Annotated in this window: 14 protein-coding genes and 2 pseudogenes; 14 read left to right on the top strand and 2 right to left on the bottom strand. The window is 64.5% G+C overall.

The features are described 5' to 3' along the window. Positions 1–61: 61 nt before the first annotated feature. The 4 genes from AC3WR5_RS10330 to AC3WR5_RS10315 all read left to right on the top strand — a co-directional run bounded on the left by AC3WR5_RS10330 (position 62) and on the right by AC3WR5_RS10315 (position 4,050). Entirely contained in the window at positions 62–1,489 is a 1,428-nt protein-coding gene (locus tag AC3WR5_RS10330) for an aldehyde dehydrogenase family protein (protein ID WP_492484585.1), read from the top strand. A 53-nt stretch (positions 1,490–1,542) separates the two neighbouring features. Then, positions 1,543–2,286: an SDR family oxidoreductase gene (locus AC3WR5_RS10325; protein ID WP_492484089.1), complete on the top strand. Its 744-nt coding sequence runs from the start codon at positions 1,543–1,545 to the stop codon at positions 2,284–2,286. 56 nt (positions 2,287–2,342) lie between these two features. Next, positions 2,343–3,185: an SMP-30/gluconolactonase/LRE family protein gene (locus tag AC3WR5_RS10320; RefSeq protein ID WP_492484087.1), complete on the top strand. Its 843-nt coding sequence runs from the start codon at positions 2,343–2,345 to the stop codon at positions 3,183–3,185. 127 nt (positions 3,186–3,312) lie between these two features. Continuing rightward, complete coding sequence (locus AC3WR5_RS10315; protein ID WP_492484085.1) at positions 3,313–4,050, top strand: IclR family transcriptional regulator; 738 nt, start codon at positions 3,313–3,315, stop codon at positions 4,048–4,050. A gap of 187 nt (positions 4,051–4,237) precedes the next feature. Here the strand turns inward: AC3WR5_RS10315 and AC3WR5_RS10310 are convergent. Together AC3WR5_RS10310 and AC3WR5_RS10305 are read right to left on the bottom strand one after the other, a co-directional pair. Next, positions 4,238–5,218, bottom strand: a pseudogene (locus tag AC3WR5_RS10310) (IS4 family transposase); the annotation flags it as partial. A 589-nt stretch (positions 5,219–5,807) separates the two neighbouring features. Beyond that, positions 5,808–6,716 carry a LysR family transcriptional regulator gene (locus AC3WR5_RS10305; RefSeq protein WP_492484083.1) on the bottom strand — a complete coding sequence of 303 codons (909 nt, stop codon included), beginning with the start codon at positions 6,714–6,716 and terminating at the stop codon, positions 5,808–5,810. Between the two features lie 10 nt (positions 6,717–6,726). On the opposite strand from AC3WR5_RS10305, the gene AC3WR5_RS10300 reads away from it, so the two are divergent. The 10 genes and pseudogenes from AC3WR5_RS10300 to dalD all read left to right on the top strand — a co-directional run bounded on the left by AC3WR5_RS10300 (position 6,727) and on the right by dalD (position 16,799). After that, complete coding sequence (locus AC3WR5_RS10300; RefSeq protein ID WP_492484081.1) at positions 6,727–7,137, top strand: (R)-mandelonitrile lyase; 411 nt, start codon at positions 6,727–6,729, stop codon at positions 7,135–7,137. A 28-nt stretch (positions 7,138–7,165) separates the two neighbouring features. After that, complete coding sequence (locus tag AC3WR5_RS10295) at positions 7,166–7,660, top strand: (R)-mandelonitrile lyase (protein WP_492484079.1); 495 nt, start codon at positions 7,166–7,168, stop codon at positions 7,658–7,660. Positions 7,661–7,757: 97 nt separating this feature from the next. Then, positions 7,758–8,426: pseudogene (locus tag AC3WR5_RS10290) on the top strand (carboxymuconolactone decarboxylase family protein). A gap of 919 nt (positions 8,427–9,345) precedes the next feature. Next, positions 9,346–9,594 (top strand): hypothetical protein, encoded by a 249-nt coding sequence (locus AC3WR5_RS10285; protein WP_492484077.1) that lies wholly within the window; start codon positions 9,346–9,348, stop codon positions 9,592–9,594. 797 nt (positions 9,595–10,391) lie between these two features. Further along, entirely contained in the window at positions 10,392–11,699 is a 1,308-nt protein-coding gene (locus tag AC3WR5_RS10280) for an ABC transporter substrate-binding protein (RefSeq protein WP_492484075.1), read from the top strand. 90 nt (positions 11,700–11,789) lie between these two features. Continuing rightward, positions 11,790–12,647 carry a carbohydrate ABC transporter permease gene (locus tag AC3WR5_RS10275; protein WP_492484073.1) on the top strand — a complete coding sequence of 286 codons (858 nt, stop codon included), beginning with the start codon at positions 11,790–11,792 and terminating at the stop codon, positions 12,645–12,647. Positions 12,648–12,689: 42 nt separating this feature from the next. Then, positions 12,690–13,505 carry a carbohydrate ABC transporter permease gene (locus AC3WR5_RS10270; protein WP_492484071.1) on the top strand — a complete coding sequence of 272 codons (816 nt, stop codon included), beginning with the start codon at positions 12,690–12,692 and terminating at the stop codon, positions 13,503–13,505. Between the two features lie 24 nt (positions 13,506–13,529). Next, entirely contained in the window at positions 13,530–14,552 is a 1,023-nt protein-coding gene (locus AC3WR5_RS10265; RefSeq protein ID WP_492484069.1) for an ABC transporter ATP-binding protein, read from the top strand. 47 nt (positions 14,553–14,599) lie between these two features. Continuing rightward, a complete protein-coding gene (locus AC3WR5_RS10260) occupies positions 14,600–15,328 on the top strand; it encodes an SDR family oxidoreductase (protein WP_492484067.1) in 729 nt (242 codons plus the stop codon). A gap of 64 nt (positions 15,329–15,392) precedes the next feature. Continuing rightward, positions 15,393–16,799, top strand: a complete 1,407-nt coding sequence (gene dalD, locus AC3WR5_RS10255; RefSeq protein ID WP_492484065.1) for a D-arabinitol 4-dehydrogenase — start codon at positions 15,393–15,395, stop codon at positions 16,797–16,799. Positions 16,800–16,815: the final 16 nt, after the last annotated feature.

Here is a 16,815-nt window from a genome sequence, read left to right as displayed (position 1 = left end):
CTCCTGGCGCCTGCAGCTGGAGCAAGGCATGCGAACCACCCTCGACATTGCGGAGATACAGATGAAACATTACGGCAAGTGCTACATCAACGGTGAATGGGTCGATGCGTTGTCTGCGACCTCCTTCGATCTGGTGAATCCGGCGACCGAAGAAGTGTTTGCGACCGTCGGCCTGGCTGGTGTGGACGACGTGGACCGCGCCGTGAAGGCGGCGCGCGGCGCGTTTGCGACCTTCAGTGCCACCACCCGGGAAGAAAGACTGGCGCTGCTGGAGCGCATCGTCGAAGTCTTCGTGCGGCGCGAAGAGGAGGTCGCCGCTGCGATCACTGAGGAACTCGGCGCACCGGTTGGTGTGAAGCAGCGCACCGGCGCGGCAATCGACGGCTTCCGGCAGGCCGTCAAGACGCTGCGCACCTATGAATTCGAGACTCGCCTGGGCGACAACCTGCTGAGGCGCGAGCCGATTGGCGTGTGCGGACTGATCACCGCATGGAACTGGCCCGCCCAGTTGATCGCCACAAAGCTTTCTGCGGCGCTCGCAGCGGGCTGCACAACGATTGTCAAGCCGAGCGAGTTCACGCCCGTGACGGCGATTAAGCTGGCCGAGATACTCCACGAGGCCGGCGTGCCCAAGGGCGTCTTCAACCTGGTCATTGGCGATGGGCCGACGGTCGGCCACGCGATTTGCGCCCACCCCGACATCGACTTCGTCTCGTTCACCGGCTCCACCCGCGCAGGCATCCTGGTGGCCGAGGCGGCTGCGGCGACGGTGAAGCGGGTTGCCCAGGAACTCGGCGGCAAGTCTGCCAACATCATCCTGAGGGACGCCGATCTCCACGCCGCCGCACGTTGGAACGTTGCGCGCGCGTTCAGCAACACCGGCCAGTCGTGCCACGCACCGACCCGCATCCTTGTGCACGAGTCGCAGGTCGGTGAGATCCTGCATCTGTTGCAGGAGGAGGCGGTGAAGGTGCGCGTCGGGGATCCGCAAGATGCCACCACCACGATTGGGCCGGTGGTGAACCGGGCCCAGTTTGATCGCGTCCAGCACTACATCAAGATCGGCATTGACGAGGGCGCCAGGCTGGTCTGCGGCGGCCTCGGCCGGCCCGAAGGCTTGACGCGCGGCTATTTTGTCAAGCCCACGATCTTTGCGGACGTGAAGCCTGCGATGACGATCGCGCAGGAAGAGATCTTCGGCCCTGTGCTTGCGGTGATCCCCTATGCCACCGACGACGAGGCGATAGCGATCGCCAACGGGACAGAGTACGGTCTTGGGGGCTATGTGTTCACTCGCGACCTTGACCGGGCCCGTGCGGTCGGCGCCCGGATGCGTGCCGGGCGCATCTTCCTGAACGGCGCGCCGAGCAACACCGAGGCGCCCATGGGCGGTTACAAGCGCTCGGGCAACGGCCGGGAAATGGGCGTGTTCGGCCTTGAGGAATACCTCGAAGTGAAGGCCCTGATCGGGTTCGACGCAGGCGCGTAATTGGCGCTGACAGATTGTTCAACACTGCTTTAAGGCAAATAGGAAACGACAACATGGCTCAGCTTTCTGGAAAGAACGTTCTCATCACGGGCGCCCTGGGCACCATCGGGCGAGCAATGGTCGCGCGTTATGCGGAGGAGGGCGCCCATGTGATCGCGCTTGATCGCCCCGGCGTCGCCAACGCGCAAGCCACACTCGACGCTGTTGCGAAGAACGTGCGGTATTTCGGCTGCGATCTGAATCAACTGGCTGCGACCGAAGCCTCGGTCTCGGCGCTGGCGGACGAAGTCGGCGGGATTGACGTGCTTGTCAACAATGCCGCGCTGGTCATCATGAAGCCCTTCGAGAACTTCTCGATCGAGGAGTACGAGGACCAGGTCCGCATCAACTCCTCGGCGGTCTTTGTGTTGTCGCGGGCTTGCAGCCGGACGATGAAAGAACGCAAGTACGGCAAGATCGTCAACGTGACCTCGTTGACCCTCACCGGCCGATGGGACGGTTACGTGCCCTACATCGCGTCGAAAGGGGCGATGTACGGCCTGATCAAGGGGCTGGCGCGTGAACTCGGGGCTCACGGCGTGAACGTGAACGGGATATCTCCGGGCGCGGTTGTTTCCGAGGCCGAGTTCCGTGATCGTGCCGACACCCGCGAGCAGTACCACAACTGGATCCTCGAGAGCCAAAGCCTGAAGCGGCGCATCGAGGCGGTTGATATCGCCAACCTAGCTGTGTTCCTGTCCACCTCGCAATCGGACGCCATCAGCGGACAGAATATCCAGATTGACGGCGGCTGGTAGGTCTCAAGGCGCAAGGAGTGGAAAGCGCGGCCCGGCGGGCCGCTTGGAGTGAGACAATGACAAAGCGCCAACCGTCGCTATTCGCAGACGACTTCATCTTTCTAGAGGCACCACGCTGGCAAGAGAACCGGCTATGGGTCTCTGACGTGTTTGATCACATGGTGTATGCGCTGAGCCCGGATGGCGCACGCACGAAGATTTGCGAGGTCCCCCATCGCCCGTCGGGCCTGGGGTTCCTGCCCGATGGCACGCCAATCGTGGTGTCTTCCAAGAACCGCAAGCTGATGAAGATCGAGGGCAATGCCCTCATCGAATACGCTGATTTGTCGGCGTTGGCATCCGGTGACGTGAACGACTTCGCGATTGATCGACATGGCCACATCTACGTCGGCAACTTCGGCTACGACTACGACGCAGGCGAGCCGAAGGTGACGACCTCGCTGCACCGGGTCGACCGAGACGGCTCGATCAGCGTCGCGGCGACCGGCGTCGAGTTTCCCAACGGCTCGGTGATCATCAATGACGGCAAGACCCTAATCGTCGCGGAAACCTGGCTCGGGCGGCTGACGGCGTTCGACATCGACGACGACGGCAAGCTCAGCCGGTGCCGAATCTTTGCCGACCTGGGTACGCGCCAGCCCGACGGCCTCTGCAGCGACGCTGAAGGCGCGATCTGGGTTGGCTGCTTCAACACAGGTGAGTTCCTGCGTGTGCTCGACGGTGGCACCGTCACCGACGTGATTGCCTTCGAAGGCCGCGGTGTGGCGTGTACGTTGGGCGGCAAGGGCGGCCGTGAGCTGTTCTGCACCGTCTACCGCGGCTCGGTCGACGAACTGATCGCGGGCAAGCGAAACGCTGCGGTTTTCGTCGTGTCAGTGGACATTCCTCGCGCGGCCTGAAGCCCTCGACCTAGCCTTGCCGGCATGGCGGGCGCCAGCATGTGCGTCGTTTCGTTCAGTGGTATCAGTTCCTTTCAGAGGAACCGGCTCGGTAGAATGCAAAGCTTTTTGCATTCAGGACATTCAGATGATGCGCTCTGTCGAACGAACACTGGCAGTGTTCGAGAGCTTCACTGCTGAAAAGAGCGCGCTATCCCTGCAGGAGATTGCGGATCGCATCGAACTGCCGAAGTCAACAGCCTTTCGCATTGTGGGCAGCCTGGAGCAGGCAGGCTACTTGGTTCGTCTTGAGGATCAGCGCTACTGCCTGTCATTTCGCTTCACGCGTCTGGCGGGCATGGTCAGGAGCACACTGGACATTCGCGCCATCGCGCGCCCGGCAATGCTGGAATTGGCTGAGCAGACCAAGGAAACGGTTGCCATCCACACCACGGTGGGTCGCAGCCGGGTGTGCATCGATTCGGTGGCCACCGCGCCGTCGCAACTGCGAAGCGTGATGCAACCCGGAGAAGAGATCCCGTTGCAGTTGGGCTCGGCCTCCAAGGCCCTGTTGGCCCACCTTCCGAAGTCGGAGGCCGCCGCCATCGTCGCCTCGATAGCACGGACCACCAAGCGCACGCAAGCCGAGGTGCTTGCAGACATGGCAAAGATCCGTGAGCAGGGCTACGCGGTCTCACATGGGGAGCGCCTGATCGGGCTGTCCGCCATTTCTGCGCCGATCTGGGATGCGCAGGAGGAAGCGCGCTACTGCGTCACGGTCAACGGCCCGACGGTGCGCATCCAGATGCACGAAAAGGAATTCACCAAGCTGGTGAAGAAGGCCGCCGCTGACATCTCGCGACAGTACGGCGGCCGTGCTGCCTAGCCCCAATACTGTTCAGATACTCAGAACTGGCATTGGCTGATGGTGTTGGTGAAGCGGTTCGCCGCGATGCGAATATTGAGGTTGCTCATCTTGCGCTTGACTCCTCGCGGATTGAAGCGACCACGGCTGCTGGCGCAGCGGCCGCGCTATCGCCTCGAGGAACGAGTCGCGCCACTGCCGCCATCGCTCAGGGGGAAACAGCCGCAGCTTGCGGCTCTTGCTCTTGATCACTTGCCCGGCGTACGTGAGGCTCAGCCGGTCGGGTCGATACCGCGTGGCCAGGCGGCCCGCGTTATCAGTTGACGAATGGCGAAGTGCGCCAGCAGCAGGCCCCATAGCGCTTGCAGCAAGCGATCCGGAGTCTTGCTGCGCAGCACGGTGCTGTTGGCCCGCAGATGCGTCTTGAACTCATCGAACACGCCCTCGATCTCCCAGCGCTCGTGGTACAGCGCCGCCAGCGCCAGCGCCAGCCAGCGCGGGCGCTTGCTCGGGCTCCAGAATGTTGCTCACCAGGTGGTAGCCGTCCTGCGTCGGTGTGGCCGAGTCTTGCAATGCGTACTCGACCACGTGCACGGTCTGCCCCGCACGACGATGCCCGTCCTCGCTGTCGAAAATGGTGCTGAGGTACGAGCCGTCGGGCATCATCCTCTCGACCGCGAGCTTTAGGTTGGCCTTCACGCGCCGGCTCAGCATGGCGCCGCTGGCGCAGGCGCTGCGCCAGAGCTTGAAGTTGTAGAAGTTGCGGTCGGCCAGACCAGCATGCCGGGCACCATCTTCGCTGCCGTGAGCTTCTCACTGTGGCCGTAGGGGGCTGTGCATGCGGGATTCCACCGGGCCCGACACACGCGCCTGCGGAAACCCGCTCAGGCCACGCGAGGCACCGGAATAGCCGAAGAACTCGGCATTGGCCGCCTCGTCGGCGACGTCCATGCAACTGCCATCGCAGCCCCCGATACCATGCGCCGGGCGCACCCTCCGCGGCCAGAGGACGCAGAACACGCTCGGTCAGTTGACGCATCACCTGTGAACCGAGCCGGGTTTGCGCCTGCGAGATCGCCGAGTTGCTGGCCTGCACGGCGCCAGCCTCGCCGCCGCCAATGCAGGTAGCCGCAAGGCGGCCGAGCACGCGTTCGAGGCCATCGGGCAATACCTGGAGAGCGAACTCAAGCTGCAGGTCAACCGGGGCAAGAGTGCGGTGGCGCGTGCGAGCACGCGCGACTTCCTCGGGCATGGGTTGATCGGGAGAGGGGAAGCCCGACTCAAGATGGTTGCGGCCAGCGTTGTGCGACTGCGCCAGAAGATGAAAGCCTTGCTGCGCGATAAGCGTGGCGCTGGTGTGGCAGCGATCAAGCAAACGCTCAACCTGCTGCTGTGGTTGGACGGGCTATTTAAAAATTCAGCCACGTCCAGCTAAGGATATATGGCAGGAACTGGACGGGTGGATCAGACGCAAGCTGCGGTACCGACTGCGGCGCTACCCAAAACGTCAATACGCCCGGGCCAAGACATTGATGAGGCAGGGACTGAGAACGGAACGCGCGCGGCGTTCTGCGACCAACGGGCGAGGTGCCTGATGGAACTCCGGCGCCAGCCACATGAACGCTGCCCTCCTGAAGTCCTTCTTCCACCGCATGGGGCTTGTGTCGCTGGTGGATACTCATCGTCGCTTCCAGCTTCAACCATGAACCGCCGCATGCGGAACCCAACGTACGGTGGTGCGGGAGGACGAAGGGCGTAACCCCTCCTCTTACCCGATTTCACGTCCGGGCGCCGGTTCGTTGCCACCGCAACGCTTCGATCATCAGAGCCAGCGCCGGCGCGATCTGTCTGCGGTTCGCGTAGTACAGGTGGTAGCCCGGAAAGGTCGGCCACCAGTCCTGCAGGACTGGCACCAGCCGGCCCGCATCGATGTGGACCTGCATGGTGTCCAAAGGCACGAAGGCGAAGCCCATCCCGTCCAGCGCAGCCTGGAGCATCAGGAAGGTGTTGTTGAAGGTGGTTTGGCCGCCCACGCGTACGTTGACCGCTTCGCCATCCTTCTCGAAGTCCCAGGCGTAGAGGCCGCCATGCGTGGGCAGGCGCAAGTTGATGCAGCGGTGTTCGGTCAGGTCATGGGGCGTGCGAGGGTGCTGCTTGTCGGCTAGGTAGTCCGGCGACGCCGCCACGGCCATGCGCAGGTCGGGCGCGATGCGCAGAGCGATCATGTCCTTGTCCACCCGATCCCCTACGCGCACTCCGGCGTCGAAACGATGTGCCGCGATGTCGGTGAACGCATAGTCCACGCTGAATTCGAGGTTGACGGCGGGGTAGTGCTGCAGCAGCGGCAGCAATCGGGGCCAGAGGACAGTGGAGATGGCATGGTCATGTGCGGTGATGCGCACCGTGCCGGCGGGTTTGTCGCGTGCAGCACTGAGCGAGCCCAGTTCGAGTTCGATCTCGTCCAAGCGGGGCGCCACCGCGTCCAACAGCCTGGCCCCGGCCTCCGTCGTGGACACGCTGCGGGTGGTGCGGGTGAGCAGCCGCACGCCCAGGCGCGCTTCGAGCGCCAGCATCGCGTGACTCAATGCCGAGCGCGACAGCCCCAGTTGCGCCGCAGCGCGGGTGAAGCTGCATGCGCGGGCCACCGCCACGAAGGCTTGCAGGTCGTTGAGGTTTTCTTTATACATTGGTGAATTCATGGAACTCAAACGTGCTGGATCTCAGCCTTCCGTCAAAGGACCTGCCGAGTGGTTCACCGGCACGGTTCGCATCGACCCGCTGAACGCCCCGCCTGCGCCGGCCCGCGTGTGCTGCGCCGCCGTCACCTTCGAGCCGGGCGCTCGCACGGTCTGGCACTCGCACCCGCTGGGACAGACGCTGATCATCACCGCAGGCTGCGGCCGGACGCAATGCGAAGGCGAGCCGATCGTCGAATTCCGCGCCGGCGACGTCATCTGGTGCCCGCCGGGTCACCGGCACTGGCATGGCGCTTCGCCGACCACGGCTATGACCCATATCGCAATCCAGGAAGCGCTCGATGGTAAGAACGTCGAGTGGATGGAACACGTCTCCGACGAGCAATACCTCACCGGGCCGCCGCGCGGCTGAACCGACCTCATCACAGGAAAGGACACCCATGCGCTCTCTTCTCAATCTCGCCTTGTGTGCGGCCGCCTTGCACGCCGGCCTGGCCCTGGCCGCTGAACCACAGGCCGGCACCGCCGACAGCGCGCAGCAGATCACGCGCGCGGGAGAACAGGCCTCGGCCGCTGGGCCGGCCGCATTCTTCATCGGCCGGGTACGGGTCGATCCCGTCTGGCCGGCCGACAAGAACATCAACGCCTCCGGCGGCCTGGTGACCTTCGAGCCTGGCTCGCGTTCCGCCTGGCACACCCATCCTGCGGGGCAGCGCCTAGTGGTGACTTCCGGCGTCGGGCGGGTCCAGGAATGGGGCAAGCCCGTGCAGGTCATCCGTCCTGGCGATGTGGTCTGGTGCCCACCCGGTGTCAAGCACTGGCATGGCGCGGCGCCCGGCACGGCGATGACGCACCTGGCCGTCACCGGCACGGTGGACGGCAAGAACGTCGCATGGATGGAGAAAGTCAGCGATGAGCAATACAACGCCCTCTGAGCATCACCGCACGCGTCGCTGCGCCGCCGCTCTCGCTGTCGCCTTGGCGATGGCGACAGCCGCGAGCACCGTTGCGCACGCACAGGAGAGCCGACCGATGAACCCGACCCAAGCCATCGCGTCCGAAACCCTCAACGCGCACCAGCAGGCCATCGTGCCCATTGCGGCCTTCGCCGCCGCGGGCGACATGGCCAAGCTCAATGCCGCCCTGAACCAGGGGCTGGACGCCGGCTTGACGATCGGCGACGCCCGTGAAATCCTGCTGCAACTCTATGCCTACGCCGGCTTTCCGCGCAGCCTCAATGCGCTGGGCAAGCTGTTGAAGGTACTCGACGCGCGCAAGCAGCGCGGCGTCCAGGATGCGCCCGGCAGCGCGCCCAGCCGCCCCATCCCGAAGGGCGACGCGCTGCTGGCTGCTGGCACGGCAAACCAGACCAAGCTCTCGGACGGGCTTGTCGAAGGGCCGCTGTTCGACTTTGCGCCGGCGGCGAACGAATACTTGCGCACCCATCTGTTCGGTGACATCTTCGAGCGCGACAACCTCGACTGGCAAAGCCGCGAGCTGGCGACCGTAGGCGTGCTGTCGGCGCTGTCCGGTGCCGAATCGCAACTGCAGGCGCACATGCGCATCAGCATGAACGTTGGCCTGACGGCCGGACAGTTGCGCTAGCTCATCCTGGTACTGGCGGCGCGCGTGGACGCCGACATGGCGCGTCGCGCCAGCACGGCGCTGGAGCAACAGCTCGCGGCCAAGGCGGGAACTTGAGCATGTCCCGCTCCAAGACGCCACCGCTGCCGTGAAGCCACCGGAGCGCCCACTCCCGCGCGCCTACTCGATGCTCCCACGCCAGCGGCAACGCGCTACGCGCAGGCGACATTGATCGCGGCACTCCCAGGGTTCTTCGTCATCGCCCCGGATGCGGTCGTGGTCAACTTGGCCCTGCCGACATTGGCCCATCACCTGGGCGCCAGCGTGAATGATCGCATTGGCGCACGGCGGGTACTCAGCCTTGGGGCTGGTGGTATTCATCCTCGCTTCGATGGCCTGCGTCGCAGCGCCCACGTTGGCGACGCTGGTGGTGGCGCGCCTGTGCAAGGCGCCTGCGCGGCGGTGATGATGCCGGCGTCGATGTTTTGCCGATCTGGCAGGCCTATCCCGATCCCGTCCGGCGCGGGGATTCGGTGGCCTTGTGGGCCATTGGCGGTTCCGTGGCATCTACCTCCGGCCCGGTGATCGGCGGCTGGCCGGTCTCGCTGGACTGGCGCTGGATCTTCTTCGTCAACCTGCCGGTCGGCCTCCTGCCCCTGGCGTTCCGGGCCCGGACACCGGCGTCGCCCCGTCACGACTCGCCGTTCGATGCGGTGGGGCTGGTTACGGCCATTCTGGCCATGGGTGCTGATCTACGGCGCCATCGAGGCCGGCGCGCAAGGGCTCGGCGCGACGCCGGTGCTCGCGGCCTTCGCCCTGGCGCTGGCGGTGCTGGCCGCCTTCGTCTGGTCGCAGCGCCGCGGGGTGTACCCCATGGTGCCCTGGGGACTGCTGGCGCCACGCAATGCCCGGATCTCCATGGTGCCGGGCTTCACCTTCATGGTCGGCTACGTCGGCATGCCGTTCGTCATGAGCCTACCTGCAGCAGTATCGCGGCCTCTCGGCGCCTGCGACAGGCGTCGTCTTCTTGCCGACGATGCTGATCGAGCTTGTGCTGACGCCGTTCAGCGCGCGGCCGGCCCATCGCTTTGGAGCGCGAACGATGATCGTGAGCGACCTGGTGAGCGTGGCCGTCGGGCTGACGGTGGCGGTGTTTGGCGCGCTGCTGGTGCAGGCGCCCATGCGCGCCAGCCTGTGGTCCGCGGCCGCCATCGCGCCGGTTACAGCGGCGATGACGCTGCGTCCCCAGTCCGTCTCCGCACAGGAACCATTGAGCACTGGCTAACCGCCAGGACAGGTCTCGCCCATATACACACTGCAGTGCTCCCGCCTGCGGCTTTTTTGTTCCTCGACGCGCATGAAAGCGGGTGCAGCGCGGTTCGGTTTCCTGCGGGCACGCTGCCCGTTCCAAGGCCATCCTGCCCCCATGTTCGTCGGCGCAGCCGACACATGCCCAGGCAGCCAAGCCTTCGAGGCTGCAAGTGTGGGAAACCGTGCGGGTCGTTTCCTCCTACCGAGGTGCCGCGTCCATCCACGCCACCCACAAGGGACTTCTCCCTTACGGGCGGGGAACCCTTCGTTTTTCCTCAAGGACATTTCCATGGACAGTTCCCGCGTCAAATCCATGACGCCTTCGCTCGTCGCAGGCCATGTGCCTCGCAACTGCGGTCGTTCACGTACTGCGTGTTCGATGATCGGCCGCAGTCCTCGACGCCGGGCTTCGCCATCGACCCCAAGTCCTTCGACGGTACCCGATGCCATCACCGGCCCGATCCTGTGGCTCGCTTGTGCCCTGCGGCTGGGCGGCGTTCCTGCATTGATGCTCCTGCCCACGGGGAAGTTCTGTCCTCGGCACTATCGCGTCAGCAGTCCCTGTGGCGCACAAATGAATCTTGCAAGGTCGACTCAGTACGCAAATCCATCGAATTTAGGGAAATCCCCCCTATTCATATGAAATTTAGTACGTGCATTGGTCAGGCGCATATGCCCTCCGCAACGGGGTGAGACCTATAGTTTCTTCGACCGCCAAGTCCAAGCGACGCCGCGTCGACACATCCATCCCAAGTTCCGAGGAGACATCACATGAAACTGAAGACACCCCTGGTCCTGTCGCTATCCATTGCGTTTACCGCGGGCGCGTCTGCCGCCACTGAGCTCGTCATCGCCACCGTCAACAACGGCCACATGATCGAGATGCAGAAGCTCACACCGGCTTTCGAGAAGGCCAACCCCGACATCAAACTCAAGTGGGTGACACTGGAAGAAGGAACGCTGCGCCAGCGCGTGACGACCGACATCGCCACCAAGGGTGGCCAATTTGATGTGATGACCATCGGCATGTACGAAACGCCGATCTGGAGCAAGAAGGGCTGGCTCAAGGAATTCAAGCCCGATGCAGCCTACGACGTAGACGACCTTTTGCCTGCCATCCGCAACGGGCTATCGGTCGACGGCAAACTTTATGCAGCACCGTTCTACGGCGAAAGCTCAATGTTGATGTACCGCAAGGACTTGACCGACAAGGCGGGCATCAAGTTCGCTGAACGCCCGACGTGGAATGACGTGCGCGACGCCGCCGCCAAGATCCACGACCCGAAGAACGGCGTCTACGGCATCTGCCTGCGCGGCAAGCCGGGCTGGGGCGACAACATGGCCTTTCTGTCTACGATGGCCAACAGCTTCGGCGCGCAGTGGTTCGATATGGCCTGGAAGCCGCAACTCGAGAGCAAGCCCTGGAAGGACACGGTCACCTTCTACGTCGACCTGCTGAAGAACTACGGCCCTCCGGGCTCTGCGGCGAACAGTTTCAACGAGATCCTGGCGCTCTACAACGAAGGCAAGTGCGGCATGTGGGTCGACGCGACGATCGCCGCATCCTTCATCACCGACCCGAAGCAGAGCAAGGTCGCCGACAAGGTGGCGTTCGCCCAAGGACCTTACGCTGTGACACAGAAGGGCGCGAACTGGCTGTGGGCCTGGTCGCTGGCCATTCCTGCGAGCACCAAGAACGCCGAAGCGGCGCAGAAGTTCATCAGTTGGGCGACCTCCAAGGAGTACGTGAACCTGGTCGGCAAGGAGAAGGGCTGGGCTGCGGTGCCCACCGGCACGCGCAAGTCCACCTACGCGAACGCCGAGTTCCTGAAGGCTGCGAAGTTCGCCGAGGCCGAGAAGAAGGCCATCGACAGCGCCAACCCGAACGACAGCACGCTGCCCAAGAGCCCATACGTCGGCGTGCAGTTCGCGGCCATCCCGGAGTTTCAGGCCATCGGCCTGGCGGTGGGCCAGCAGATGAGTTCGCTGCTGGCCGGCAAGACCACGGTCGACGCGGCGCTGAAGGCGTCGCAGACCGCTGCCGATCGCGAGATGCGCAAGGCTGGGTACTACAAGTAGTCCACCGTCCGCCGGGGCGGCTCGACGACGAGCCGCCCCTCACCGTCCGACGTGATCAGTGCCCCAGAAACGGGACCGGAAGCCTCTTGCATGAAACGCACCCTGCCGCGCCTCTTGATGGCGCCTGCCGTCGTCACGCTCTTCCTATGGATGATCGTGCCGCTGCTGATGACGATTTACTTCTCGGCCGTCCGCTACAACCTGATGCAGCCGGGCGACAAGGAGTTCATCGGCCTGTCGAACTTCGAGTTCTTCTTCACCGATCCCGACTTCGGCGCCTCGGTCGTGAACACGCTCGTGCTGCTGGGCTCGGTGATCGGCATCACCGTGGTGATGGGCATTGCGCTGGCGCTGCTGGTCAACGAGTCCTTTCCCGGCCGCGGCCTGGTGCGTGTGCTGCTGATATCGCCCTTCTTCGTGATGCCCACGGCCAATGCGCTGCTGTGGAAGCACATGATGATGAATCCGGTCTACGGCGTGCTGTCGCAGGTGGCCCTCTTCTTCGGCGCGACGCCGGTGGACTGGCTTACCGACCACCCGCTGTTCAGCGTGATCACGATGGTCGCCTGGCAATGGCTGCCCTTCGCCTGCCTGATCTTCATCACCAGCCTGCAGAGCCTGGACCGCGACCAGATGGAGGCTGCAGGCATGGACGGCGCGAACGCCTTCCAGAAGTTCTGGTTCCTCACGCTGCCGCACTTGGCCCGGCCGATTGCCATCGTCGTGATGATCGAGATGATCTTCCTGCTGAGCGTGTTCGCCGAAATCTTCACCACCACCAGCGGCGGACCGGGCAACGCCAGCACCAACGTCGCCTTCCTGATCTTCAAGCAGGCGCTGATGAACTTCGACGTCGGTGTCGCCTCGGCAGGCGCGCTCTTTGCGGTGGTGCTGGCCAACATCGCTGCGGTGTTCCTGATCCGAATGATCGGCAAGAACCTCGACTGATGCGTCGACGCAACCCCACGCCAACACCAGAGCGACCATGAAATGAAACACCTTGCCCTGATCCTGCGCACGCTGACGGCCTGGCTGGTCGCGCTGCTCATCGTCTTCCCGCTGATCTGGCTCGTGATCACCGCGTTCAAGACCGAGCAGCAGGCCATCGCGATTCCGCCTGAGCTGTTCTTCACGCCCACGCTGGAGAGCTTCACCGAAGTCAACGAGCGCAGCGACTACCTGCACTTCGCATGGAACTCCGTCGTCACCAGCCTCGTCTCGACGGTCCTGGGCCTGGCGATTGCCGCTCCGGCTGCGTATTCGATGGCGTTCTTCCGCACGAAGAAAACGCGCGACATCCTGATGTGGATGCTGTCGACCAAGATGATGCCGGCCGTGGGTGCGTTGGTGCCCATTTACGTGATGGCGCAGACCGTCGGCCTGCTGGACTCGCTGACCGCGCTGATCACCGTGTTCACGCTGAGCAACCTTCCGATCATGGTCTGGATGCTCTATTCGGGCTTCAAGGACATCCCCAACGACATCCTGGAGGCAGCGCGCATGGACGGTGCCTCACTGTTCGGTGAATTTAAGCACGTCATCCGCCCGCTGGCCATGGGCACGCTGTCGTCGACCGCGCTGCTGTGTCTGGTGCTGAGCTGGAACGAGGCCTTCTGGTCGTTGAACCTCGGTTCATCCAAGGCCGGAACGCTGGCCACGCTGATCGCCTCGTATTCGAGCCCCGAGGGCCTGTTCTGGGCCAAGTTGTCGGCCGCGTCGCTGATGGCCATCGCACCCATCGTCGTCGTCGGCTGGTTCAGCCAGAAGCAACTGGTGCAAGGCCTGACCTTCGGCGCCGTCAAGTAACCCCTTTTCCACGAGCAACACACCATGTCCTATCTGCAACTCAAAGGCGTCGAGAAGGTCTTCGGCGATGTGCGCGTCATCAAGGGCGTCGACTTGAAGATCGAGCAGGGCGAATTCGTCGTCTTCGTCGGCCCCTCGGGCTGCGGCAAGAGCACGCTGCTGCGCATGATCGCCGGGCTGACCGAGATCGACGGCGGCAGCCTGCACCTCGACGGCCGCGACATCACCAAGCTGCCGTCGTCCAAGCGCGACCTCGCCATGGTGTTCCAGAGCTACGCGCTGTACCCGCACATGAGCGTGTTCGACAACATGTCGTTCGCGCTGCGGCTGGCCAACATCGACAAGAAAGTGATCCAGCAGAAGGTGGGCCGTGCCGCCGAGATCCTGAATCTCACGCAGTACCTGCAGCGCACGCCGAAGGAACTGTCGGGCGGCCAGCGCCAGCGCGTGGCCATTGGCCGCGCCATCGTACGCGCGCCCAAGGTCTTCCTGTTCGACGAGCCGCTGTCGAACCTCGATGCCGCCCTGCGCGGCCAGACGCGCATCGAGATCCACAACCTGCACCGCAACCTCAGCGCGACCTCGATCTACGTGACGCACGATCAGGTCGAGGCGATGACGCTGGCCGACCGCATCGTCGTGCTGCGCGATGGCCAGATCGAGCAGGTCGGCACGCCGCTGGAACTGTACGACCGTCCGGCCAACCAGTTCGTCGCCCAGTTCATCGGCTCGCCGCAGATGAACGTGATCGCGGCCAGGCAGTTGCCCGACATTCCCGGCGTGCCCGCCGACGGCTTCGTCGGCCTGCGGCCGGAAGGCGTATCGCTGCAGCCGGACGGCCAGGGCGGCCTGCCCGGCACGGTCGACCTCGTCGAATCGCTCGGCGCGGAGACGCTGCTCTACGTGACCATCGACGGCGGCCCGCAGATCATCGCGCGCCAGCCGACGCGCACGCTGCTGCGCGCGGGCGCCAGGGTCGGCGTGTTCATCGACGCCGCGAATGCGCACCGCTTCGACGCCCGGGGCCGGGCCGTGCGGGCCGCCTGAATTACATCGGGGTCTGCATCGACGGCCCCGGCAAGGAGAAACTCACCATGGCAAATGAACTGAAAAACAAGGTTGCAGCAGTGACTGGCGCTGCATCGGGCATCGGCCTGGCGACCACCGAAGCGATGATCGCCGCCGGCGCGCGCGTCGTGCTGGTCGACCGAGACGAGGCGGCGCTGGCAGCCGTGTGCAGCCGGCTTGGCGATGCGGCGATCCCGCTGGTCCTCGACCTGCTCAACGTGAAGTCATGTGCAGCGCTGCTACCGGGCATCCTCGACAAAGCCGGTCAGCTCGACATCTTTCATGCAAATGCCGGCACCTATGTCGGCGGCGATCTGGTCGACGCGGACAACGCTGCAATCGACCGCATGCTGAATCTCAACGTCAACGTGGTGATGAAGAACGTGCACGACGTGCTGCCGCACATGATCGAACGCCGCAGCGGCGATATCATCGTGACGAGTTCACTGGCCGCGCACTTCCCAACCCCATGGGAGCCGGTCTATGCCTCGTCCAAGTGGGCCATCAACTGCTTCGTGCAGACGGTGCGGCGCCAGGTGTTCAAGCACGGCCTGCGCGTCGGCTCGATCTCGCCCGGGCCAGTGATCAGCGCGCTGCTGGCGGACTGGCCGGCGGAGAAGCTCGAGGAGGCCAAGGCGGCAGGCAGCCTGCTCGAGGCCAGCGAGGTGGCGGAGGTGGTGATGTTCATGCTGACCCGGCCGCGCGGCATGACGATCCGCGACGTGGTGATGATGCCCACTAACTTCGACCTGTAGCCCCCGGCTGCCATTCCATGCCCGCAAGGCCGCGATGTGGCGGCCAACCCTGCGTGAGGACGCCATGAACATCATTCTGCACATCGGTCTCGGCTCCTTTCATCGGGCCCACCAGGCCGTCTACCTGCACCGGCTGCGCGAGACCGGCGACCGCTCCTGGGCCATCGTCGGCGGCAACACCCGCGCCGACATGGCAGACACCATGGCCGCGCTGATCGCGCAGGACGGCCGCTACACGCTGGAAACGGTCACGCCTGCCGGGGCGCGTGCCTACGAGACCATCGACGCGATCGAGCGCGTGATTCCTCATGCCGCCAACCTGGCCGGGCTGATCGAGGTCGGCGCCGACCCGGAGACGCGCATCGTCTCGTTCACCGTCACCGAAGCCGGCTACTACCTGGACGCGCAAGACCGGCTCGACCTGTCGGCGAAGGACCTCGCCGCCGACCTGGAGGCCATCCGCTCGCAGGACCCGGGCCACCCCGTTAGCACCCTCTACGCGGCGCTGACGGCCATCCTGCGCGCACGCATGCAGGCAGGGGCGGGCCCCGTGACGCTGCTCAATTGCGACAACCTGCGCCACAACGGCGATCGTTCGCGCAGCGGCTTGATGCAGTTCATCGCGCTCATCGGCGACGATGCACTCGCACGCTGGGTCGAGGCGAACACCAGCAGCCCGAACGCGATGGTCGATCGCATCACGCCGCGGCCGACGCCCGAGGTCGCCGAACGCGTGCAGGCCGCCACCGGACGCAGCGACGGTGCGGCGGTGATGTCCGAGAGCTTCATCCAATGGGTGATCGAGGACCGCTTCGTCGCCGGCCGCCCGGACTGGGAAAGCGTGGGGGTCGAGATGGTCGATTCGGTGGAGCCCTACGAAGAGGCGAAGATCCGAATCCTCAACGCGACGCACAGCTGCATCGCCTGGGCCGGCACGCTGGTTGGCATGCGCTACATCCACGAAGGCACGCACGACCCGGTGATCCGTGGTTTCGCACGGGCCTACGTGAGCGACGACGTCATCCCCTGCCTGAACCGGCCCGGCCACCCGAGCCCGATCGACCTGGCCGCCTACCGCGACGTCGTGCTCGAGCGCTTCGGCAACCCCGACGTGCGCGACACCAACCAACGCGTGGCGATGGACGGGTTCTCGAAGATCCCGGGCTTCATCCGGCCGACGCTGGTCGAGCGACTGGAACGCGGCGAGGCCATTGACAGCACGGCGATGCTGCCGGCGCTGTTCCTGGCCTTTCTGCAGCGCTGGCACCGTGGGCAGATCGCCTACGCATATCAGGACCAGGCGATGGAACCCGCTGCAGCGCATGCGATCTGCGATGCCAAAGACCCGGTATCGGCGTTCTGCGCGAACGCCGTGCTCTTCGGACCACTGGCTGGCGACCCTCGGCTGGTTGCCGCGGTGCGTGCAGCCAGCCAGCGCGTTGCCCGCTTCGTCGAAGCGGCCGCACCCTGACCTGCTGAGCAAGAAT

It is taken from the genome of Ideonella sp. FW305-24, from assembly GCF_058788035.1.
Note: the sequence above shows the minus strand (reverse complement) of the source record. Positions and strands in the feature narration are given on the sequence as shown.